This is a genomic window from Prevotella sp. P5-92 (genome assembly GCF_002251245.1).
Lineage (GTDB): Bacteria > Bacteroidota > Bacteroidia > Bacteroidales > Bacteroidaceae > Prevotella.
Genome location: NZ_NPJG01000032.1, coordinates 1 through 22,584, shown reverse-complemented (window position 1 = coordinate 22,584; position 22,584 = coordinate 1). Strand labels below are relative to the sequence as shown.

The following is a 22,584-nucleotide window of genomic DNA, read 5'->3' as shown; positions in this document are numbered from 1 at the left end:
AATCGATTTCTCGATTGCTTCTTGTACTACTACTTCTCTGTTATGTAAATCTTTCAAAGAACTCTTCTTATAGTCGCTCAAGAGAAGCGTTGTTCTCAAAAGCGAGTGCAAAGGTACGGCAAAAATCAATACGCTCCAAATAATTTGAAAGAAAAACGCTTTACTTTAACACTTATTTACAAATAAAAGGTATAAGACAAAACATTCTTTTGCCTTACACCTTATTATATAGTGTACTAAATCTCCTGCAGCATCTCATTCAAGGTAGGATGAATATGTACCATATCGTGAAGCTGCTTCAAGGTTGTATGCTTACACATGAGTGCACTTATTTCCTGAACGATGTCGGCGCTATGAGCTCCGTAGGCATGGCAACTGAGTATTTCTCCAGTGCCTGCATCAGCCACGAGTTTGATCATACCTTCTGCTTCAGCCATGGCAAGAGCACGGCCGTTGGTGCGATAGTTTTTCTTCCTCACCTCGATATCTACACCTTCCGCCTTCAGCTGGTCCTCTGTCTTACCGACGCAGGCAGCCTCTGGGTTAGTGAAAATGGCAGCAGGCATTACGTCAAGGTTAATGTCATCCTGTTCACCGATGATATGGTTTACCACATGGAGTCCCTGCATTGTAGCAGCATGGGCCAACATCATTCGTGCGTTGACATCACCTATGGCATAAACGCCAGGCACGTTAGTGAGCATATTATCATCGACAGTGATACCCTTTTCGCTCCACACTAAAGAAGTGTTTTCAAGTCCTAAACCATCAACATTAGGTTTACGTCCCACAGCCATAAGAACCTTGTCAGCCTCTACAGACTGCTCTTTGCCTTTCCGTTCAAAGGTTACGCTTCCGTCTGCAATCTTTTTCACAGCCGACTGCATGTAGAACTCCACGCCTTGTTTTTCGAGTGTCTTTCTCAAGCGCTTAGCTATATCGGCGTCTAATGCAGGGATGCACTCCTTAAGATATTCGACCACAGTGACCTGAGCACCGAGCTGGCTGAATATGGAAGCGAACTCCATGCCAATGACACCCGCGCCAACAATAACAAGACGTTTGGGAAACTCGGTGAGGCTGAGCAAAGAATCTGACGTGAGCAGAAGACTATCATCGAGGGCCTCCAAACGCAAAGTCTTGTGTGACGATCCTGTGGCTACGATGATAGTGTCGGCTGTGTAACGCTGACCTTCAGCCTCTACGGTATGGTCATCGACAAAAGACGCCTTGGCATTGACAAGGGTTATGCCAGGAGCGGCAAGCACTCCAGCGATAGCCTGACGCAACTGTTCGACGACAGCATCTTTTCTGGCAACGATATCAGCCAAGGAGAACTCAGGTTCCACGGCTTTTAGTCCGACCGAGGCAGCATTTCGCATCTCGCTTGCAGCCTCGGCAGAACGGGCCAATGTCTTTGTGGGTATGCAACCCACATTAAGGCATGTACCGCCCAAGTGGCCCTCTTCAAATATGGTCACTGTCTTGCCCTTTGATGCAGCATAGGCAGCAGTCCTGTATCCTCCAGGACCGCTACCGATGATGATTATGTCTGATTTCATGCTTCGATATCCTTATACTTTACGACGGGATGTTTTGCCGCAAGCACATCGTCAACACGTCCGATAGGAGTGTTGTGTGGCGCACTCTTCACCACATCGGGGTTATTGCGAGCCTCTTCAGCTATCTTGCGCATCACGGCTACAAAGCCGTCGATAGTGTCTTTACTCTCGTTTTCAGTAGGTTCTATCATCAACGACTCATGGAACAGCAGTGGGAAGTAGATGGTAGGAGCATGATATCCGTAGTCGAGCAGACGTTTTGCCACATCCATGGTGGTGACACCAGTCGATTTGTCGCGCAGTCCGTCGAACACGAACTCGTGCTTGCACAAGCCCTCAATAGGCAGCAAGTATTCGTCTTTCAGACATTCCTTAATGTAATTGGCATTAAGAGTTGCCAATGGTCCCACCATTTTCAGGTTTTCACGTCCAAGGGTCAGGATATATGCCAACGCACGCAGCAATACGCCGAAATTGCCATGATATCCTCCGACAGAGATGCCTCCGCCATCAGCATCGGCAAAATCGACAGTCTTGACATCTGCCACCGAACGAGCATTGGAAGCACCTGGCAAGAACTGCTCAAGTCCCTCACGCACGCCCACGGGACCTGCACCTGGTCCGCCGCCTCCATGAGGTGTAGAGAATGTCTTGTGAAGATTGATATGCATCACATCGAATCCCATATCACCTGGGCGTGAAGCCCCGAGCATAGGATTGAGGTTTGCCCCGTCATAATACATAAGGCCACCACAGTCGTGAACGAGTTGTGCTATCTCAGGTATCTCCTGTTCAAACATACCGAGAGTGTTCGGGTTTGTCATCATCATTGCCGCCACCGTATCATCGAGCAGCCCGCGCAAGTCGTTGACGTCAACATATCCCTGTGCCGTACTCTTCACTTCCACCACCTCCAGTCCGCAGACAGCGGCAGAGGCGGGATTAGTGCCATGGGCAGAGTCAGGGATGATGACTTTTACACGTTTCTTGTCACCACGACTCTCATGATAGGCACGGATTATCATCAGTCCTGTAAGTTCGCCGTGAGCGCCAGCAAAAGGATTAAGTGTGAAACGGCTTAGTCCGGAAATCTCGGAGAGACATTTCTGTAATCGTTCATACACCTCCAGCGCGCCTTTCACTGTGTCTGCGGGCTGCATGGGATGCAAGGCTGTGAACTCCGGCTTGTTGGCCACTTCCTCGTTGATTACAGGATTGTACTTCATGGTACAACTGCCCAAAGGATAGAATCCATTATTTACGCCGAAATTATTTTCACTATGATTGGTGTAATGACGCACCACTGTCATCTCGTCACACTCAGGCAGGGCAGCATCTTCCTTTCGGCAAACGCTATCTGGTATATTGTAATTTCCAAAACGATTTTTAGGAAGAGAATATCCACGTCGGCCTTCTTTGGAAAGCTCAAAAATCAGATTGCCATATAACTTATTGTTCATATCGTCACCTCCTTATATTAAACTAACCAACTTGTCTATTTCTTCCTTAGTACGCTTCTCGGTAACGGCAAACATGATGGTATCGTCAGCCACCTTTATTCCTCCGAAGAAGCCATTGTCGATGAATTTCTGCTGCAGCGCGTCAACATCTCCATTGAAGCGCACGCAAAACTCATTGAAGAAAGGTTTGTCGAATGCCATCTCAAACTTACCTGTAGCCACAAGTCTCTCTGCCATATAATGGGCTCCGGCATAAGAGAGGCGGGCAGCCTCTTTCAAGCCATCCTTTCCCATGAGCGACATGTAGATTGTGACAAACAGCGCCATGAGGCTCTGGTTTGAACAGATGTTTGAAGTAGCCTTTTGGCGGCGTATATGCTGTTCTCGGGCTTGGAGTGTGAGCACAAACGCGCGTTGTCCGCGATTGTCCTTTGTCATGCCCACGATACGTCCCGGCAACTTGCGGATAAGTTTTTCTGTGCAGCACATATATCCTAACGAAGGGCCGCCGAATGTCATTGGTATGCCAAGACTCTGTCCGTCGCCCACTGCCACATCAGCTCCCCACTCTCCTGGGGTCTTGAGCACGGCGAGATCTGCTGGCACGCTATTTATTACGAGCAAAGCCTTGTTGGCATGTGCAGCGTCGGCAAAGCCTTCAAAATCCTCTATATTACCGTAGTAGTTTGGCTGCTGGACGATCATTCCGGCCACCCCACCCTGTGCTATCTTCGCAAAGTAATCGTCGCGGTCGGTGACTCCGTCAGCAGCTTTCACCATTTCTATTTCCACTCCATGGAAATGGGCATAGGTATTCACCACTTCAAGCGTCTTCGGATCGACAGTCTCAGAGACGAGCACCTTGTTAGCTTTCTTGCCGGCAGCCACACACATCATCATAGCCTCGGCCGTAGCAGTGGAGCCGTCGTACATCGAGGCGTTTGAAATGTCCATGCCCGTGAGTTCGGTCATCATCGACTGAAATTCGAAGATATAGTGTAGCGTTCCTTGCGAGATCTCAGCCTGGTAAGGAGTGTAGGACGTGAGGAATTCCGAGCGTTGGATGATACTTGGTATAGCCGAAGGTGTATAATGGTCGTAAGTACCTGCACCTGCAAAGCAAACAAGTTGTTTGTTGTCCTTTCCAAGGGCGTCGAACAACTGGCGTATCTCCAGTTCGCTCATCGCCTCAGGCAAGTCATAGTCGCCCTTAAAACGTATGCTTTCGGGCACTTCAGCATAAAGCTCTTCCAAAGAAGAGACGCCGGCCTTTGCCAGCATCTCCTTGAGGTCTTCTTCTGTATGCGGGAAAAACTTGTAAGTCATTCTCTTTAGCGTTTGATAAGAAAAAGTGGAGAAAAGAAGAGGGATTAATGCTCCTCTTCGCAATGCTTCTCGTAGGCAGCGGCATCCATAAGGTTGTCGAGCTCAGTCTTGTCTGAGAGTTCAACCTTGATGATCCAGTTTTCGAAAGCGTCCTTGTTGATGAGTTCTGGCTCGTCCTCAAGAGCCTCGTTAACCTCAACGACAGTGCCGCTGACAGGAGAGATGAGGTCGCTTGCAGCCTTTACACTCTCCACTGCGCCGAAATCTTCGCCAGCCTCTACCTCATCGTCAACATCGGGCATATCTACATAAACCACGTTACCCAGAGCGTGCTGTGCATAGTCTGTGATACCTACATAGCCGAAGTCGCCTTCAACCTTAACATACTCGTGTGACTCTGAATAATAGAGTCCTTCAATTACTTTTGCCATATTATCTGATATTTTAAGGATTATATTATTATTGTTACTTATTTCTTGTAATGCTTGTCGTAGAACTTCTTCTTCACCACGACACCCGGGAATGTCTTCTTTCTGATTTGCACTTCCAGTGGGGTGCCGAGTTTGTTGAATGGCACATTGACCAAAGCCATACATACGCTCTTGTCGGTTGAGATGGTGTGATAGCCTGTGGTTACCTCACCTATCACCTCTCCGTCTTTCAGCACCGCATATCCATGACGTGGTATAGCCTTGCCTTCGAGTTCGATACCTACGAGGCGTCGTGCCACACCGTTTTCCTTTTGGTCAACCAGCGCCTCGCGTCCGATAAACTCAGGTTTGTCGAGTTTACAGAACATGCTTAGTCCTGCCATGACAGGAGAGATGTCGGCAGACAATTCGTCTCCATAGAGGGGCAGTCCCACCTCGAAGCGCAGAGTGTCGCGACATCCGAGTCCACAAGGCTTGCAACGTCCGCATGCCATCAGCTTATCCCAACACTCGCGGATGAAGTCATGAGAACCATAGATCTCAAATCCGTCTTCGCCCGTATATCCTGTACGGCTGACGATAACATCGCCGATGGTCTTTACGGTGTAGAACACGAGTTCGTTACATTCGAGTCCGAGGACCTCTTCTACCACCTTTTCCGATGACGGTCCCTGCACGGCTATCTGTCCGTAGAAGTCAGAGCAGTTTTCCATTTCTATGTCATATCCCTTGGCATGCTCCTGCATCCACGCCCAGTCCTTGTCAATATTGGCAGCGTTGATGACAATAAAGAAGTCGTTGTCGGCCATCTTATAGACGAGGAGGTCGTCAACAGTTCCTCCGTTTTCATAGCACATCATGCCATAGAGGATCTTACCGTTTTCCAGGCCCCGTACGTCGTTGGTAAAGATATGATTGACATAAGCCTCTGCATCCTTTCCCTTTACGGTCACCTCGCCCATGTGAGACACATCAAACACGCCGCAGTCGGTTCTTACTGCCTGGTGCTCGTCGATGATTGTAGAATACTGGATAGGCATGTCAAAGCCACCGAAGGGGCTTATCAAGGCTCCGAGAGCCACATGTTTGTCATAAAGACAGGTTCTTTTATTTTCTTCCATTGCAATATTTTTTAGGTCTTCTATTTAATATTTATATATAAGGTGTAAATCACTTGCGAAGTAAGAGATTTACGAAATCTTCTTTTTTCAAGTTGAGGATTGTCGTTTCGAGATTGTCGGGCAATGCCTCCAAGATATCCCTTTCAGACAGCTTCACACCTTTTAGAGGTTTGACTATGGCGGCATCGACATCTCCCACTATAAAATAGTCGCCGAGCATTGTCAGTCCTTTTATCACACCATTTTTCACCTCTATCCTCACTTCAAATTCTCCCACTCCCTCTATTCTTCCTTTTCGTACAACAGTGTATTTAGGATTATTGCCATAGACAAACTCGTCGGTGAGATATTCTTTTTCTATTTCCTCGATGGCCCGTATGTCGTCGCTCGTCAGGGTTATTTCACCCTTGCACAGGTTCTCCCTTACAAAGGTCTTAAACTGCTCTATGTCGATCTGGACAAAGTCCTTGAGCAGGGCTATCCGCTGCCGCACGCTTTCCACGCCCTTTGAGATGAGCTTCTCGTCGTTGGGCGTGATGGCGCCTACCATGTTCACCATATTGGTGTCATAAAGCATAGTGCCATGCACGATGCTTCTGCCAGGGATATGATAGAACGCGTTGCCCGACACCTTCCGGTCGCCTATCATTATGTCGTTTCGTCCGCTTGCCTTTGCATCCACCCCTAACTTCTGCAACACCAGCACCACCATATTGATATATCTATTGAACGTGAAGCCGACAGTCTCGTCTTTTGTTATGTAAGAGAACATGATATTGCTCATGTCAGCATACACGCATCCGCCGCCGCTCTTTCTACGATAGGTTTTTATTCCATGCAGCCGACAGAAATCAAGATTCACCTCGTTTTCAATGAGTTGGTTACGTCCAAATATTACGCTTGGTTCCACCTGCCACATGAAGAAGGCGTCATATTCGTCGATATGCCTTGCCACATATTCCTCCATGGCGAGATAGAAAGAGAGGCGTCTGACCTTATTGTCTGGTAATGCTATATATTTCATCTTTTATTCACAAATAGTATTCGTGAGATTTTCGTTGCAAAAATATGAATAAAAAATGTATTTTCAAAACATTTGATTGAAAAATATGTTAACACATTTGCTAATATTTCATATTGATAGTTATTTGCCATTTAAACCATATAAAGAATAGCTCAACGAGCTGACGACATAGAAAAACAAAAACCTTCAAACGTTCACCCGATATTCGCGGGCACACGTCTGAAGGCTTAATAGGAGGTCCCGATATTATCGGGCAATCATCACAGTTGACTATTGGACATATGTCTCAAGAAACTTTATTGTTCCGCTCAACGTTATAGTATCGGCAGTTGCTGGCAGCAGCAGCGATTCGCCTTGACGGAAGCTCACCTCTGCACCGTCGCTGGTGGTGACAATAGCCTCGCCTTGCAATCCCACGAGGATGACAAAGCTGTCAAGGTCAGTGTAGTCAATGAGCATCGGCTCGTCCAGGTCATACACTGTGGTATGGAAGAACGGACAATCCACGAGATCTACAGGTTCGTTCTTTTTCGGCATATAGTGAGTGCGATAGTCGTCATACACGGTATAGTCTATTGCCTCGGCTGCCTCCTTTGTATGGAGTTGACGATAGTTGCCTTCCTTGTCCTTTCGTTTGTAGTCGTAGATACGATAAGTGACATCGCTGGTCTGCTGGATCTCGGCGACAAACGCGCCTTTACAGATGGCGTGAATACGACCGGCAGGAATAAAGAAGCAGTCGTCGGCATGAATCTGATACTGCTCCAAGGCATCGACGATAGACCCGTCGTCCACCATCCCGGCGTATTCCTCGGGAGTGATGGCTTTTTTCAGTCCCACGCGCAAAGAAGCGCCAGGATCCGACTCCAAGGCGTACCACATCTCTGTCTTGCCCATGGTCTTTCCCTGCCTGTGTGCCGTCTCGTCATCAGGATGAACCTGAATGGAGAGATCCTGTCGGGCGTCGATAAACTTCACGAGCAGCGGAAATGCGTTTCCGAAGCGTTTGTAGTTTTCGTGTCCTACCATTTTTTCTTTCATCTCGGCGACGACATCGTTGAGGTTCCAGCCTTGGTATTCGCCTTCTGCCACTACCGATTCATTGTCTTTTACGCCAGATACTTCCCAGCTTTCCCCGACGTTGGCTTGCTTGTCGTCGATTTGCTTGAAAGATACGATTTTGTTTCCACCCCAAATAGTTGACTTCAAAAGAGGTCTGAATTTAAAGATTTGCATTGTAACACGTTTTTTAATTATACACTATTGTTCACTATTTCGGGTTCATAGTTATGTAGTATTTCCTTTTTTCTCTATGTCAGTTGTCTTTCCAGAATGTCGGCGTGAAGATCACCAACACCGTCATTATCTCAAGACGTCCCATGAGCATCAAGAGCGAGCACATCCATTTCACCGATTCTGGCAACGACGACCATGACATCACGGGGCCGATGTCTGTTCCCAATGTCGGGCCCACATTGCTCACACAGCTCAACGAGATGGTTATCGCATTAGTATGATCGATGCCTATGGCTATCATCAGCGTGGCTACAAAAAGGCACATGAGGACAAACACGGCGAGATAGCTCATAAGCGACAGGATCTTGTCCTGTGGCACGTGTTGTCCGTTGACCTTCACTGGCAGTACCGCATTGGGGTGTAAAATATGCTTAAACTCGTTTCTTATCACCTTCAGCACCATAACACTTCGTATGCACTTAAAGCCTCCACTGGTACTGCCTGCACAAGCGCCCACAAACATACAGATGCCAAGTATCACCCAGGTGAGATGGGGCCATTGGCCGGCATCGTCATTAAACAAGCCTGTGGTGGTGATGAACGATACCACCTGGAACAGTGCGCAACGGAATGCCTCCTCAAGCATATATCCGTTCTTCACTATTAGAAGATACATAATCCATATCGTGGCTATCGACACTACGGCGAGATATAGTCTGAACTCAGAGTTGCTCAACAGAGCCATCAACTTTCCCTTGAACAGTGCTGTATAAAGCAACACAAAGTTTATGCCCGCCAAGAATTGAAACGATATACCTATATATTCTATCAACGGCGAATGGAAATGCAGGAGCGAGTCGTTGTGAGGCGCGAAACCTCCCGTGGCGGTCGTCGTCATCGAATAGTTGACACTGTCATACCAGCCCATTCCCGCGAGGGCAAAAGCCACAAGACATGCCAAGGTGAGCACCGTATAGATGCTCCAGATCCATTTCGCGCTCGTTGACAGGCGGGGATGCAGCTTCGACTTAATCGGTCCCGTAGCCTCTGCGGCAAACACCTTCATGCTTCCTCCGACGATAGACGGGAGTATGGCTATGGTAAAGAACACTATTCCCAATCCGCCGATCCACTGTGTCATGGAGCGCCAGAAGAGTATGCCATGCGGCATGTGTTCCACATCGTCAAGTATCGAGGCTCCGGTAGTGGTAAATCCCGACATCGTCTCGAAATAGGCATCAGATATATTGGGGATGTAGCCACCTATAAGATAAGGGAACATGCCAAACACACTGAATATTATCCACGTGGCAGTCACCACGATATATGCGTCACGACGACTGAGACGGTTGTCTGGATTTCGTCCAAGATACCTGAACACCAATCCTCCTGCAATGGTTATCAGCATCGACACGAGAAACGAGAACACGTCATCTTCAGCATAGTAGAATGCAGTGCCAAGACAGACGAGCATCATAAATGCCTCGATGAACAGCAGCTGGCCCAATATCTTTGACAACAACCTGTAGTTTACCATAGTGTCCTCGGCTTAAAATATTTCTCCACTTTCTTTATGTTGTGCTCATGGCAGAACACCATCACCGAGTCGCCGGCCTCTATCTGCGAGTTACCGTTGACCAACATTCCCACATTGTGTCGCACCAGTCCACCAATGGTGACTCCCGTAGGCAATCCGAGGTCTTTCACCTGCTTTCTTGTCACGGGCGACCCTTGTGCGGCGGTAAACTCAGCCACATCAGAGTCTGCCACCATGAGCGATCTCATGTTGCTCACATCGGCATCGAGCATGAGTTGGAAGATATGACTGGCAGCTATCGTCTTCTTGTTGATGATAGTACCGATGTCAAGGCCTTCCGCCATATCTACATAGTCGAGGTTTTCCACCATTGCCACGGTCTTTCTCACTCCCAACTTCTTTGCCGTGAGACAAGCGAGGATATTGGTCTCGGCATTCTCCGTAAGAGCCACAAACGCTTGCGTATTGCGTATGCCCTCCTCCATCAGCATGCCTATGTCGCGTCCGTCGCCGTGTATCACCATCGTGTCAGTGTCGCTGAGCAGTTCGTTCAGCCTGTCGCAACGGTTTTGGTCGCGTTCTATTATCTTCACGTTCATATAGTCGGGCGTGGTGAGCGCTGTTCTCACCGTGGTCTTGCTTCCGCCCATGATGATCACGTTTTTCACGTCAGCATAGTGTTCCTTTCCCGCCACCTTTCTTATATAAGGTATATACTCGCGGGTGGTCATGAAGTAGGCAAAGTCAAGATTACGCAGTTCGTCGTTACCACCGGGGATGATGGTATCGCCTCCTCGCTTTATGGCTACTATATGATATGGGTCGTCAGGTCCGCAGAGTTCTTTCAGCGGCTGGTTTAATATCTCGCATGTCTCGCGCAGCTTCACGCCGAGCATCACGAGTGCTCCTCCGTGCACGTCCCACCGCTGTCGCACCCAGCTCATCTTCAGTCCGTTGATAATGTCTTGTGCCGCAAGCACTTCGGGATATATCAGCGAGTCAATACCTAACTTTCTGAAGAAAGGCTTCAACTTGGTGTCAAGATACTCATAGTTGTCAATGCGTGCCACTGTCTTCTTTGCTCCAATGGCATGTGCCAATATGCAGGCATTCATGTTGCGGCTCTCGTCTGGAGTGACGGCAACAAAAAGGTCGGCCTCGTCGGTACCGGCCTCTTGCAGTGCCTTGATACTCGTTGGCGAACCTAACATAGTCATTATGTCATAGTCGGTGTCGAGACCTTCCAGACGACTGGGGTCGGCGTCCATCAGCGTACATTCCTGATGCTCTCTCGACAATAGTTTTGCCAGATGTGTACCTACGGCTCCTGCTCCTGCTATGATAATCTTCATATCAATGTCTTTTTTATACCGTCTTTGTCAATACCTACGATACGCTGCAGTTCCTCCACCTTTCCGTGCTCTACAAAGTTGTCGGGAAGTCCGAGGCGGGTGATCCTTGGACTATAGCCATGGTCGCTCATCCATTCAAGTACGGCAGAACCGAATCCGCCATTCCGTGCCCCGTCTTCAAGCGTCACTATGTATTTATAGCGTGTGGCAATATCCTGTAGCAGACGCTCGTCAAGTGGCTTAACGAAGCGCATGTCATAGTGCGCAATGCTTCTACCAGGGTGTTCTGCCTCCACTTCCTTGATGGCATCGGCGGCATTATGTCCTATCGGGCCTAAAGAGAGCACCGCTACATCCGTTCCCTCTTTCAACACGCGTCCCGAGCCTACCCTTATTTCCTCCAGTGGGCATTTCCACTCTGTCAGATAGCCGTTGCCTCGCGGATATCGTATCACGAAAGGCCCCTTGCCGTCGAGTTGCGCTGTGTACATCATGCACCTCAGCTCATGCTCATCGTAAGGCGAGCAGATCGTGAGGTTTGGCACGGCACGCAACGAGGGTATGTCAAAAGCTCCATGGTGTGTGGGTCCGTCCTCGCCCACCAAGCCGGCCCTGTCAAGACACAGCACCACAGGCAGGCGCAATATTGCCACGTCGTGTATCACATTGTCGTAAGAGCGTTGTGCGAAAGCGCTGTAGATATTACAGAAGGGGATCAGCCCCTCTTTGGCCATTCCGCCGGAGAAGGTGACGGCATGCCCCTCGGCAATACCTACATCAAACGTCCTCTCCGGTATTTCCTCCATCATGATGTTCATAGAGCATCCTGTAGGCATGGCTGGGGTCACTCCTACAATTCGCGGGTTCTGTTTGGCCAGCTCGAGTAGTGTCTCTCCGAAGACATCCTGGAATTTTGGGGGCATCCCCGTGGTATCGCCCACGATACGTTGGCCGGTATCCACGTCAAACTTGCCCGGTGCATGCCATATCGTCGCCGACTTCTCGGCGGGTCCGTATCCTTTTCCTTTTACGGTATGCAGATGCAACAACTTAGGTCCTTTCATGCCCTTTAGTTGTTTCAATATGCGTACAAGTTCTTTTACGTTATGCCCGTCAAACGGTCCGAAATACCTGATGTTCAGTCCCTCGAAGATGTTTTGCTGATGACTTATGGCTGACTTCAACGCATTGCTCAGTCTTATCAGTCCGTTCTTGCGGTCGTCTTCAAGATAACCCCTTGAGTGCAACCATCTCGTCACTTTGAATTTCAGCGCGTTGTACTTCTCGTTGGTGTTCAGTTCCACCAAATACTGTTTCATGCCTCCCACGCTCCTGTCTATCGACATGTTGTTGTCGTTCAGTATGATCAGCATGTCATTAGGATATTGCGACACGTTATTGAGGCCTTCAAAAGCCAATCCTCCGCTCATGGCGCCGTCACCGATGACAGCCACCACACGTCTGCCGCTGCCCTCGTTCTTCGCCGCCACAGCCATACCGAGGGCAGCAGATATTGAGTTGCTTGCATGTCCGCAAACGAAGGTATCGTATTCACTTTCCTTTGGCGACGGGAAAGGCATGACGCCGTGAAGCTTGCGGTTGGTATAGAACTTCTCACGTCTGCCCGTGAGAATCTTATGGCCATACGCCTGGTGTCCCACGTCCCACACTATCCTGTCCTCAGGCGTATCATATACATAATGCAGGGCGATAGTCAATTCCACCACACCGAGGCTTGACGCCAGATGTCCGGGATTAACAGACAACTCGTCCACGATGTCACGACGCAATTCGTCGCACACCTCTGGCAACTGTTCCTCGCTCATCTGTCGCAAGTCGGCAGGATATTTAATCTTACCCAAGAGGGTCATATCTTTTTGTTCCAATTTGGTTTCTTCTATTTTTTAGGCTGCAAAGTTAACTATTTTTTTGATATATTGCAAGAGAATTGTATATTTTTCATTATTTTATACAATATTCTTGCACATCATCAATCGTCAGGCAAATGAAACAACTAAATAAACTCCCCGTCGAGCTGTTCTTTCATCGACATCAGCTCGTCGCGAATCTCCATCAGTGTCTTTAGCACGTCGGCGGTCTTGTCAACGCCTTTTCTGTTGGCATTGATAATCTTTTTCGCAGCGGCAATCTTAAATCCACGCACTTTCACCAAGTTGTGGATAAGCCGTATCTGCTCTATGTCTTTCTCAGAATACTGACGAATTTTTGCCGCACCAGAAGTCTTTGGCTTAAGGGTCGGGAATTCTTGTTCCCAATAGCGCAAGGCACTCTCGTTCATGTCAAACATCTTGGCCACTTCGCTAATTGAATAGTATATCTTGAGGTTTTTGTCCAAATTTAGTACCATATTCGCCTATTTTTATCAATCTATTTAAAAATCGCTTGCAAATTTACGAAAAATAAAGTAACTTTGCAACAATTTTCTGAGAAAAAACAAAAATATACATAAAAAGACAATGATGACAGCTAACGAAATCCGCGATTCGTTCAAGAACTATTTCGAATCGAAAGGCCACACCATCGTTCCGTCGGCTCCTATGGTTATCAAGGACGACCCTACGCTGATGTTCACAAATGCTGGTATGAACCAGTGGAAAGACATTATCCTCGGCACACGTGACCCTGAGCCACGCCGACGTGCCGACTCACAGAAGTGCCTCCGCGTCAGCGGTAAGCACAACGACCTCGAAGAGGTGGGACACGACACTTATCATCACACCATGTTTGAGATGCTCGGAAACTGGAGCTTCGGCGATTATTTCAAAGAGGGTGCCATCGACATGGCATGGGAATATCTCGTCGATGTGCTCAAGCTCGACCCGAAAGACCTCTACGTGACAGTTTTCGAAGGCTCTAAGGAAGAGAACCTCGTACGCGACGACGAGGCTGCCTCCTACTGGGCTAAGCACGTGCCTGCCGACCATATCATCAACGGCAACAAGCACGACAACTTTTGGGAGATGGGCGACACAGGACCTTGCGGCCCCTGCTCTGAGATTCACCTCGACTCACGCACTGAGGAAGAAAAAGCTAAAGTGCCCGGCCGTGAACTCGTCAACAAAGACGACCCACAGGTCATCGAGATATGGAACATCGTGTTCATGCAGTTCAACCGCAAGGCCGACGGCTCTCTCGAACCACTGTCGATGAACGTCATCGACACCGGCATGGGCTTCGAACGTCTCGTTCGCGCCATGCAGGGTAAGCACTCTAACTACGACACCGACATCTTCCAGCCAATAATAAAGGAGATATCACGCCTCTCAGGCAAGGAGTACGGCAAGGAGGAGAACATCGACGTCGCCATGCGTGTCATTGCCGACCACATGCGTGCCGTATCGTTCTCTATCGCCGACGGCCAGCTGCCAAGCAACGCCAAGGCGGGCTATGTCATCCGCCGCATCCTGCGCCGTGCCGTGCGTTACGCCTACACCTTCCTCGGACAGAAAGAGGCATTCATCTACAAGCTCTTGCCTGTATTCATCGGCGAGATGGGTGGCGCTTATCCCGAATTAGTGGCTCAGCGAGAACTCATCGGACGCGTGATGAAGGAAGAGGAAGACTCTTTCCTGCGCACTCTCGACAAGGGCATCAACCTGCTCAACGGTGCCATGGACGAGCTGAAGGCTCACGGCAAGACTCAGCTCGACGGCGAACAGGCCTTCCGCCTCTTCGACACCTACGGATTCCCTCTCGACCTCACTGAACTCATCTGCCGCGAAAACGGATATACCGTTGACGAGGCTGGCTTCGGCGTGGAGATGGAGAAGCAGAAGGCTCGTGCACGCAATGCCGCTGCAGTGGAAAATGGAGACTGGGAGGTGCTGAAGGAAGGCGAACAGAAGTTCCAGGGATATGACTATACCGAATACGAGTGCCACATCCTCAGATACAGAAAGGTGACACAGAAGAAGCAGACCTTCTACGAACTCATTCTCGACAACACTCCTTTCTATGGCGAGATGGGTGGACAGGTGGGCGACTGCGGTGTGCTCGTAAACGAAAACGAGACCATCGAGATCATCGACACCAAGCGCGAGAACAACCAGAGCGTACACATCGTCAAGCAACTGCCTAAAGACCCCACGGCCGACTTCATGGCTTGCGTAGATATTGACAAGCGCAACGGCAGCGCTGCCAACCATACTGCCACACACCTTCTCGACTATGCCTTGAAACAGGTGCTGGGCGACCATGTGGAGCAGAAGGGTTCTTTCGTCAGCGCCGACACGCTCCGTTTCGACTTCTCTCACTTCCAGAAGGTGACCGACGAGGAACTGCGCCAGGTGGAGCGTCTCGTCAACTCCATGATACGCGAGGACCTGCCACGTGACGAACATCGCGACACTCCTATCGAGGAAGCTAAGAAACTCGGAGCCATCGCTCTCTTTGGCGAGAAATATGGCGACAAGGTACGCGTCATCCGCTTCGGTCCTTCATGCGAGTTCTGCGGTGGTATCCACGCACTATCGACAGGTCGCATCGGCATGTTCAAGATTGTCTCCGAGAGCAGTGTTGCAGCCGGCATCCGTCGTATCGAGGCCAAGACTGGCAAGGAGTGCGAAGAGATGATGTACAACCTGGAGGACGGCCTGAAGGCTATCCGCGCCATGTTTAACAATGCTAAAGACCTGCGTGGCGTGATAGAGAAGTATATCGAGGAACACGACTCTATGAAGAAAGACATCGAGCAGTTCCGTGCACAGAACGTGGAGCGCGCCAAGGAGTCGCTCATCGAGAAGGCACGCACCGTAAATGGTGTCACCGTCGTTTCGGCCATACTGCCCATGATGCCACAGGGCGTCAAGGACCTCGTGTTCAAGATCCGCCAGGCAGTGCCTGAGAACCTGCTCTGCGTCATCGGTTCTGTCGATGCTGGCAAGCCTATGTTGAGCGTGATGCTGAGCGACGACATGGTGAAAGACCATGGTCTGAACGCCGGACAGCTCGTTCGCGAGGCCGCAAAGCTCATCCAGGGCGGTGGCGGCGGTCAGCCACACTATGCTACAGCAGGCGGTAAGAACGCCGATGGCCTGAGTGCAGCCATCGACTGCGTCATAAGCAAGATTTAACTTACGACACAGACTATATAACCCTCGTGGATTTCCACATGGAAGTCCACCTCGTTTGCCGGCGGAAGGCTAAGGACGGTTTTTATATCGCGCCGAAGCCCTTCGCCGGTATATTTTAGCAGGGCTTCCTTCATGGTCCATAGCTTGGTAAACTCTATGGCAGGCTCTGCCGAGTTCATCACCCTTTCATACTCCTCGTCAGAGAGTGTATAACGCGCCACGCCGTCGTTATACCTCGTCGTCTCCTCCACATCGATGCCTACTGGCGCGTCGGCCACCACACACGCCACAGCCTTTCTGCAATGGCTCATATTGAAGTGTATGTCATGATGTCTGGCAATCCTCGGTTTGCCGCCTTCTTCATATTCAAACACCGGAGCGTCTTCTATGCCGTAAGTCTCCTTCAGGGCTTTACGCAACAGCAGATATGCCGCGATGCTCTGGCGCCGCGGTCCGTCGTGCTTGTATTTCTGCACCTGCTCTCGACGCTGTTCCGACAGTAGCGTCATCGCCTCGTCGAGGTAGAAGTCGTTTATGTTATCGTCAATGTATATTATCATATTTCCCTTCCTTTGGCCAATTCACGAGATATAGCTTTTCCGTGGCTCGAGTGAAAGCGGTATAGAGCCAGTGGAGATAATCGGGCGAGAGCATGTCGTCTGTCATGTAGCCTTGGTCAACATACACATGCGCCCACTGTCCGCCCTGTGCCTTATGGCAGGTCACGGCATAGGCATACTTCACCTGAAGGGCATTGAAATACGGGTCTTGTCTCAGTGCCTTATAGCGGTCGGCTTTGTATGGCAGGTGCTGGTAGTCGGCCATCACCTGCTGGAACAGCTGTTCGTTCTGCTCGCGCGTCAGCGATGGTGACTCTGACTGTAGCGAGTCGAGCATCGTGGTCACGGTCATCTCCAGTCCGTCATAGTCGGGCAGCGAGAGTGTCAGGTCAGCGAAGTGGAATCCGTATAGCTCGCGCATGTTTCTCACCCTCATCACCCTTGCCCTGTCTCCATTGGCAATGAAAGGCAGCGGCAGCTTCAGCGTCTCTGCCCAGTAGTAGTTGTTTTTCACCACCATCAGCATGTCGCCTTGCGATATCAGCTCCTCACGTCCTAACACCATATTCCTTATACCATTATTATATATGTTGGCCCGTTTGTTACTACGCGTCACAACAATTGTGTCGTCGAGTCCCATCTCCGAATACGACGTGGCGAGCTGTTCTATCAGTTCGTCGCCGCGCAGGTTTACTATGTCGTCAAAACCGCCAAACCTCACCTTCGGCAGTTCCGCCATATCCTCACGGTCTATCATCAGCCTCACCTCAGTGGCATTATAGAGTATGCCTGAGTCATGACTTTGGCGCAGCACCTCGCTCAGCGTCGCCTCATACACATCCAGACCGTAGCCCTCAATCATCATTTTCTGTAAGGCGGGACTCTCGTCCTCGCCCACCGGCGGCAGCTGTGCCGTGTCGCCGATAAGCAGCATACGGCAGTTGCGTCCGGAATATACATACTGGACGAGATCATCGAGCAGACAGCCGCTGCCAAACGTTGAGTCGCCCATATTGGCTATCATCGACGCCTCGTCTATAATAAATAAGGTGTCGGTGGCAAGGTTTACGTTCAGCGTGAACGGCGACGCCATGTCGGTCATCGTCTTCTGGCGGTATATCTTCCGGTGGATGGTGAATGCTGCCTGTCCGGCATTCAGTGCAAACACCTTTGCCGCCCTTCCCGTGGGTGCCATAAGCACTATCTTCTGCTTCATCTCCCTCAGGGCTTTCACGATGGCTCCTGCCAGGGTGGTCTTTCCCGTTCCCGCCGAGCCACAAAGAATCATTGCCACACGCTCGTTCCTGTCGTGCATAAACTCCAGGAATCGGCGCATGGCAATGTCTTGTTCCGTCGTGGGCGCGTAGCCCATATACTTACAAATAGTGTCTTTATAGTAGTCAACTATCATTTCATCTCGTCTTTCACTACCTGCACGTTGTCGAGCGCCAGGCGGGCAGAGTTCTCGTCAATGTCGAGTCCTTTCTGTGAATATACTATTGTTGAGTTCGATATCTTTATGTCGTGTATGCAGTCGAGCCCCTCTACACCTTTTGCTTTTATGGCGGTTTTGGTTCCGCGACACACCACGCGTGTGATATCTATGTCGGTGAAGTCGGGCACCTTTTCGAGCTTCACGGCCTTCGTTTCTTTCTTCTCGTCGTGGCCAGCTGGACGGTCAACATAGTCACACTGGAACACGATGGCCTCATCCGTGATGTCGTTCATCACTATGTCTGAGATAAAGATGTCCTCTGTCTTGCCGCCACGTCCTATGCCGCTCTTAAATCTCAGTCCGGTATCCGTACCCGAGAACTGGCATTGGCGCACCACTATTCGTTTCATGCCCGTAATGCTCTCGCTTCCAATCACAAATCCTCCATGAGCATGAAACACGGTATTGTCTTGTATGAGTATATCCTCACATCCGTTTACCAAAGCTGTAGGTTTCATGTTACCGCTCTTCATACACAGACCATCGTCACCTGCATCCACTATTGAGTTCACAATGAGCACCTGGTGACAGTCGCTGATGTCGATGGCATCGCCGTTTTGGGCATTCCACGGGCAACGTACTGTCACACCGTCAATAATGACATTCCTTGAGTTGCATGGATGGACATGGAATCGGGGGGAATTCTGAAACGTGACGCCCTTGATGAGCACATTCTCACAGTCGGTGAGCCTCACAAGGTCTTGTCGCATCTTCTCTTGCTGTTCCGGGGTCTCGGCTATATTCGGATAACCGGCCTTCACGTCCCATGGGTACCACAACTGTCCGTTGCCACGCTCCACGCCTCCTATCTCCTTGAAGCGTTTCCATTCCACGTCGCTCACCTTACCGCGTTTCACGGGTCTCCACTGTGCTCCGTTACCATCCACAATGCCCTCTCCCGTGATGGCAATGTTCTTGCGCTTCGAGGCCTTGATGCCGGCATCGCAACGGCTCGACTTGCCGTCCTTATCCACGAAGAGGCTCTTGTCTGGCGAGAAGAGCACGATGGCATTGCGTGTGATATGCAGGTCGATATTGTCTTTCAGCTGTATAGGTCCTGTCAGCCATACACCTTGTGGCACCACAAGACGTCCCCCACCCTTCTTGGTGAGAGCTGATATGGCCTTGCGGAATGCCTCTGTGTTTAGGGTCACGCCGTCGCCCACTCCTCCAAAGTCTGTCAGTGTGACTGTGTTTTCGGGTATGGCAACAGCCGTCACCTGTCTCAGCTCAACAGGCATGTCTTGATAGTATTTCTTGTAGTCTTCTGCCTTTGCCATAATTGCAAAAGCGATAATTGCAGTAGTAAGAATAAGTTTTTTCACAGATTTGGTTTTGGGTTATATGTGATGGTGTGGGGATTGGTTCCCCCACACCGTCTGTTATCGTTTATCCGTAGATGATCTTTCCGTTCTCGTCCTCATAAGGAGTGAGGTCCTTAGAATACTGGTTCATGGCACGGAGACTCATGCCCATCGACGAGAATCCACCATCGTGGAAGAGGTTCTGCATCGTCACCTTGCGGGTGAAGTCTGAGAACATCATCACGCAGTAGTTAGCGCAGTCCTCGGCCGAAGCATTGCCAAGTGGCGACATCTTGTTTGAGAAGTCCATGAGGTTCTCCATATCCTTGATGCCCTTGCCGGCTGTGGTTGGTGTCGGCGACTGCGAGATGGTATTGATACGTACGTTCTTCTCACGACCGTAGATATATCCGAAGCTACGTGCAATGCTCTCAAGCATGCTCTTTGCGTCAGCCATGTCGTTGTAACCGAAGAACGTGCGCTGTGAAGCCACGTATGTCAGAGCCACTACCGAACCATACTCGGCGATGGCATCCTGCTTCTTAGCCACCTGCAGCATCTTGTGGAACGAGATAGCTGAGATGTCGAGAGTCTTCTGAAGATAGTTGTAGTCGAGATCATCGTAAGTACGATGCTTACGCACGTTAGGACTCATGCCGATAGAATGGAGCACGAAGTCAATCTGTCCGCCAAGTTTCTCTACCGATTCGCTGAATACTTTCTCTAAATCCTCAACGCTTGTAGCGTCGGCTGGTATCACTGGTGCGTTGAGCTGCTTGCTCAATTCATCCAACTCGCCCATGCGCAGAGCCATGGGAGTGTTGCTCAGGGTTATCTTTGCACCTTCTTCAACGGCCTTCACGGCCACCTTCCATGCGATAGAGTCTTCGTTCAATGCACCGAAGACGATACCGCGTTTTCCTGCTAATAAATTATGCGTCATAATACTATAAATGAATTATTCGGCTGCAAAATTACACATTTTTATCCACAATGTGCATTTCTATAAAGATATATTAACTTATTTCACACGTAAACCTTTACGTCCTCACCCCTCGTAGGGTCTTTACTTTATGTAAGACCGCCCGCCTATCACCGCCGCAATGGTCGCCGATGGCCGTCCTTTTTCTTTTCGTTAATATTTGCGGCAAAGGTACTGAGTTTTTATGATGTAGGCAATACACAGGTCACCGAATACTTACAGTGCAACGAAAAGGAAAAGGGCGGGCATCGTGATTGATGCCCGCCGCGATCGTCATAACATGGCCATGCAGCTGGTGACGCCGAGGGTGGTGGCGATGGCTGTGGCGATGGAGACGATGAACTGAAGGATCAGCTTCCAGGTGGATCTGTTTGTTGTTGACATAGAATTTGAAAATTTAAATGTTGAACAATTGAATTATTTAACTCGCTGTGTAATCGGAAGGTGGCCCCTTCTGGCCAGTAAAGGGGACCTTTCGCTTCTTTGATGCAATGTCAGTGCAAGCGAGAGCAATATAAGCTTGATTAATATTGCCGAGTGCAGCCTGACTTCGCTTCTTTGATGCAAAGTTTCTACATTCCAATTTGGCGATGGTCGTTGTTGGACGTTGTTGGTCGTTGTTTAAAGATGGGGCAATCACATGACAACTGAATCGGGTAATCACTTGTTAACTGAATCGGGTATTCAGTTGTATACTGAATCGGGTATTCAGTTGTAAACTGAACAGGGTATTCAGTTGTATACTGAACAGGGTATTCAGTTGTATACTGAACAGGGTAATCAGTTGCATACTGAACAGAGCAATCAGTTGTATAATGAATCGGGCATTCAGTTTGCAACTGTTTCTTCTGAGCCGAAGCCCAGAGGATTACGGGTCTCCGAGATATTCCATGATGATTCGCACTTGCCTTGCAGTAAGGTCCTTCTTGTGCTTTCGTGGCATGCCAATCTCCTTGAGGGCAGCCACAAGATCGGGACAGTTCTCTATCCAGCGGCGCAGGTTGCGAACCGCCTGGTCGAGAGTCTTGTCGGGGAAATACATAATTGCTAAATCTCTACGCTTCACGGGGGAAAGAATTTAAAATTAAAAATTAAAAGATTAAATTCTTAAAAGCTGAAAGCTTAAAGATATTAAGGGAGGGTGACAGGGTGACACTTATATATATAAAAAAGTCGCGGGAAAGGAAATTAAGCTCCTTTAAAGGAAGCGAATTTCCATTTTTAGGGATTTCCTATATTATATAGTGTCACCCTGTCACCCGAGGAACCTCAGAAAGGAGCATCGGTCTCAACATTTTCACTATGGTCAACATCGGGAATACGATTGTCGATATCTACCTGAGGACGCTCTGCCACCTTCCAGAAACGGCCGTTCTTACGGCGTATCTGCTCAAACCCAAGGTCTGCCAATGCCAACCCGATTTTGGTGGGATTGATCTTCATATACGGCGCAAATCTTGCCGCTATCTTCGAGGCAGTCATGTACTTCGTCTCCGATTCGGTGGCAGAGGTATTAATCGGAGAGGGTGTAGTCGGATCAGACTCTGCCCTCAGCTGAATACGTAAGGGTCAAACGAAGGACATCCGTCGTTACACCATGGTCATAAACGAAGTCACAAAGCTACTGCCCGCAGAAAGAAGGGACTACTACCGGTTGCGGATGTTCGAGATAATGACGAAACTTTTTTACAATGAATTGAACTACAGGCGGAGTCGATAGTAATGATGAGTGATTGATGATGAATGATTATTCGCACATTGTTTATTAGTTTCGGTGCTCATCAAGCTAAAGCAAGTTCTTCGCACATTGTTTATTAGTTTCGGTGCTCATCAAGCTAAAGCAAGTTCTTCGCACATTGTTTATTTAAGAGTTTCCCACACCTAAAAGAAGTGGTTGAAATTGCTGCTAAGCCTTTATCCCATTTATTGGGAACAGACTTCTCGTTCTTTGAAATTATTGAAAAAAAATCTGAGGATAAATAACAGATTGTCAATTATTTGTTGTATCTTTGTAAGGGTCAAAAACAAGATATTAAACAAAAATTCAACAATCTGTTATGAATGCAAAATTAAGTCATTTTTCTGAATTATCCAACTTTTT

19 protein-coding genes are annotated in these 22,584 nt (G+C 49.1%); 1 reads left to right on the top strand and 18 read right to left on the bottom strand.

What is annotated here, in order from left to right:
* Window positions 1-236: 236 nt before the first annotated feature.
* From lpdA to CIK99_RS03285, 11 genes are all read right to left on the bottom strand, one after another.
* Entirely contained in the window at window positions 237-1,562 is a 1,326-nt protein-coding gene (gene lpdA, locus CIK99_RS03335; RefSeq protein ID WP_094379760.1) for a dihydrolipoyl dehydrogenase, read from the bottom strand.
* On the bottom strand, window positions 1,559-3,022 hold the full coding sequence (gcvPB, locus tag CIK99_RS03330) for an aminomethyl-transferring glycine dehydrogenase subunit GcvPB (protein ID WP_094379758.1): 1,464 nt from the start codon (window positions 3,020-3,022) through the stop codon (window positions 1,559-1,561). Before gcvPB ends, lpdA begins: the two co-directional genes overlap by 4 nt.
* Before the next feature lie 12 nt (window positions 3,023-3,034).
* Window positions 3,035-4,348 carry an aminomethyl-transferring glycine dehydrogenase subunit GcvPA gene (gene gcvPA, locus CIK99_RS03325; protein WP_094379756.1) on the bottom strand — a complete coding sequence of 438 codons (1,314 nt, stop codon included), beginning with the start codon at window positions 4,346-4,348 and terminating at the stop codon, window positions 3,035-3,037.
* Window positions 4,349-4,392: 44 nt separating this feature from the next.
* Window positions 4,393-4,779, bottom strand: coding sequence for a glycine cleavage system protein GcvH (gcvH, locus tag CIK99_RS03320; protein ID WP_094379754.1), 387 nt, complete (start codon window positions 4,777-4,779; stop codon window positions 4,393-4,395).
* A gap of 38 nt (window positions 4,780-4,817) precedes the next feature.
* A complete protein-coding gene (gene gcvT / locus CIK99_RS03315) occupies window positions 4,818-5,900 on the bottom strand; it encodes a glycine cleavage system aminomethyltransferase GcvT (protein WP_094379752.1) in 1,083 nt (360 codons plus the stop codon).
* Window positions 5,901-5,949: 49 nt separating this feature from the next.
* Entirely contained in the window at window positions 5,950-6,924 is a 975-nt protein-coding gene (locus CIK99_RS03310) for a lipoate--protein ligase (RefSeq protein ID WP_094379750.1), read from the bottom strand.
* A 270-nt stretch (window positions 6,925-7,194) separates the two neighbouring features.
* On the bottom strand, window positions 7,195-8,160 hold the full coding sequence (locus tag CIK99_RS03305) for a type I phosphomannose isomerase catalytic subunit (protein ID WP_094379748.1): 966 nt from the start codon (window positions 8,158-8,160) through the stop codon (window positions 7,195-7,197).
* 79 nt (window positions 8,161-8,239) lie between these two features.
* Window positions 8,240-9,697 (bottom strand): TrkH family potassium uptake protein, encoded by a 1,458-nt coding sequence (locus CIK99_RS03300; RefSeq protein WP_094379746.1) that lies wholly within the window; start codon window positions 9,695-9,697, stop codon window positions 8,240-8,242.
* Window positions 9,691-11,049 (bottom strand): Trk system potassium transporter TrkA, encoded by a 1,359-nt coding sequence (trkA, locus tag CIK99_RS03295; protein ID WP_094379744.1) that lies wholly within the window; start codon window positions 11,047-11,049, stop codon window positions 9,691-9,693. The genes CIK99_RS03300 and trkA overlap by 7 nt, the downstream gene beginning before the upstream one ends.
* Complete coding sequence (dxs, locus tag CIK99_RS03290) at window positions 11,046-12,920, bottom strand: 1-deoxy-D-xylulose-5-phosphate synthase (protein ID WP_094379762.1); 1,875 nt, start codon at window positions 12,918-12,920, stop codon at window positions 11,046-11,048. Before dxs ends, trkA begins: the two co-directional genes overlap by 4 nt.
* Before the next feature lie 143 nt (window positions 12,921-13,063).
* Window positions 13,064-13,417 carry a MerR family transcriptional regulator gene (locus CIK99_RS03285; RefSeq protein WP_094379742.1) on the bottom strand — a complete coding sequence of 118 codons (354 nt, stop codon included), beginning with the start codon at window positions 13,415-13,417 and terminating at the stop codon, window positions 13,064-13,066.
* Between the two features lie 109 nt (window positions 13,418-13,526).
* On the opposite strand from CIK99_RS03285, the gene alaS reads away from it, so the two are divergent.
* Entirely contained in the window at window positions 13,527-16,142 is a 2,616-nt protein-coding gene (gene alaS, locus CIK99_RS03280) for an alanine--tRNA ligase (RefSeq protein ID WP_094379740.1), read from the top strand.
* On the opposite strand, the gene CIK99_RS03275 is transcribed toward alaS, so the two are convergent.
* From CIK99_RS03275 to CIK99_RS15170, 7 genes are all read right to left on the bottom strand, one after another.
* Entirely contained in the window at window positions 16,139-16,702 is a 564-nt protein-coding gene (locus CIK99_RS03275; protein WP_094379738.1) for a 4'-phosphopantetheinyl transferase superfamily protein, read from the bottom strand. The genes alaS and CIK99_RS03275 overlap by 4 nt on opposite strands.
* Entirely contained in the window at window positions 16,686-18,113 is a 1,428-nt protein-coding gene (locus CIK99_RS03270; RefSeq protein ID WP_173805299.1) for an ATP-dependent RecD-like DNA helicase, read from the bottom strand. The genes CIK99_RS03275 and CIK99_RS03270 overlap by 17 nt, the downstream gene beginning before the upstream one ends.
* The gene (locus CIK99_RS03265; protein ID WP_094379733.1) at window positions 18,110-19,477 is read right to left on the bottom strand and encodes a glycoside hydrolase family 28 protein; all 1,368 of its coding nucleotides are present in this window, start codon (window positions 19,475-19,477) and stop codon (window positions 18,110-18,112) included. The genes CIK99_RS03270 and CIK99_RS03265 overlap by 4 nt, the downstream gene beginning before the upstream one ends.
* 109 nt (window positions 19,478-19,586) lie before the next feature.
* Window positions 19,587-20,444, bottom strand: a complete 858-nt coding sequence (locus CIK99_RS03260; protein WP_094379731.1) for an enoyl-ACP reductase — start codon at window positions 20,442-20,444, stop codon at window positions 19,587-19,589.
* A 312-nt stretch (window positions 20,445-20,756) separates the two neighbouring features.
* Window positions 20,757-20,867 (bottom strand): smalltalk protein, encoded by a 111-nt coding sequence (locus CIK99_RS15175; protein ID WP_158215884.1) that lies wholly within the window; start codon window positions 20,865-20,867, stop codon window positions 20,757-20,759.
* 484 nt (window positions 20,868-21,351) lie between these two features.
* Window positions 21,352-21,549, bottom strand: a complete 198-nt coding sequence (locus CIK99_RS03255) for a DUF4248 domain-containing protein (RefSeq protein WP_256387384.1) — start codon at window positions 21,547-21,549, stop codon at window positions 21,352-21,354.
* 203 nt (window positions 21,550-21,752) lie between these two features.
* A complete protein-coding gene (locus CIK99_RS15170) occupies window positions 21,753-21,965 on the bottom strand; it encodes a hypothetical protein (protein WP_158215883.1) in 213 nt (70 codons plus the stop codon).
* Between the last annotated feature and the right edge of the window lie 619 nt (window positions 21,966-22,584).

What these genes read in the sequence shown, in the direction of transcription:
- lpdA (WP_094379760.1), bottom strand. Translation starts at nt 1,562, where the DNA reads ATGAAATCAGACATAATCATCATCGGTAGCGGTCCTGGAGGATACAGG.
- gcvPB (WP_094379758.1), bottom strand. Translation starts at nt 3,022, where the DNA reads ATGAACAATAAGTTATATGGCAATCTGATTTTTGAGCTTTCCAAAGAA.
- gcvPA (WP_094379756.1), bottom strand. Translation starts at nt 4,348, where the DNA reads ATGACTTACAAGTTTTTCCCGCATACAGAAGAAGACCTCAAGGAGATG.
- gcvH (WP_094379754.1), bottom strand. Translation starts at nt 4,779, where the DNA reads ATGGCAAAAGTAATTGAAGGACTCTATTATTCAGAGTCACACGAGTAT.
- gcvT (WP_094379752.1), bottom strand. Translation starts at nt 5,900, where the DNA reads ATGGAAGAAAATAAAAGAACCTGTCTTTATGACAAACATGTGGCTCTC.
- CIK99_RS03310 (WP_094379750.1), bottom strand. Translation starts at nt 6,924, where the DNA reads ATGAAATATATAGCATTACCAGACAATAAGGTCAGACGCCTCTCTTTC.
- CIK99_RS03305 (WP_094379748.1), bottom strand. Translation starts at nt 8,160, where the DNA reads ATGCAAATCTTTAAATTCAGACCTCTTTTGAAGTCAACTATTTGGGGT.
- CIK99_RS03300 (WP_094379746.1), bottom strand. Translation starts at nt 9,697, where the DNA reads ATGGTAAACTACAGGTTGTTGTCAAAGATATTGGGCCAGCTGCTGTTC.
- trkA (WP_094379744.1), bottom strand. Translation starts at nt 11,049, where the DNA reads ATGAAGATTATCATAGCAGGAGCAGGAGCCGTAGGTACACATCTGGCA.
- dxs (WP_094379762.1), bottom strand. Translation starts at nt 12,920, where the DNA reads ATGACCCTCTTGGGTAAGATTAAATATCCTGCCGACTTGCGACAGATG.
- CIK99_RS03285 (WP_094379742.1), bottom strand. Translation starts at nt 13,417, where the DNA reads ATGGTACTAAATTTGGACAAAAACCTCAAGATATACTATTCAATTAGC.
- alaS (WP_094379740.1), top strand. Translation starts at nt 13,527, where the DNA reads ATGATGACAGCTAACGAAATCCGCGATTCGTTCAAGAACTATTTCGAA.
- CIK99_RS03275 (WP_094379738.1), bottom strand. Translation starts at nt 16,702, where the DNA reads ATGATAATATACATTGACGATAACATAAACGACTTCTACCTCGACGAG.
- CIK99_RS03270 (WP_173805299.1), bottom strand. Translation starts at nt 18,113, where the DNA reads ATGATAGTTGACTACTATAAAGACACTATTTGTAAGTATATGGGCTAC.
- CIK99_RS03265 (WP_094379733.1), bottom strand. Translation starts at nt 19,477, where the DNA reads ATGGCAAAGGCAGAAGACTACAAGAAATACTATCAAGACATGCCTGTT.
- CIK99_RS03260 (WP_094379731.1), bottom strand. Translation starts at nt 20,444, where the DNA reads ATGACGCATAATTTATTAGCAGGAAAACGCGGTATCGTCTTCGGTGCA.
- CIK99_RS15175 (WP_158215884.1), bottom strand. Translation starts at nt 20,867, where the DNA reads ATGTCAACAACAAACAGATCCACCTGGAAGCTGATCCTTCAGTTCATC.
- CIK99_RS15170 (WP_158215883.1), bottom strand. Translation starts at nt 21,965, where the DNA reads ATGACTGCCTCGAAGATAGCGGCAAGATTTGCGCCGTATATGAAGATC.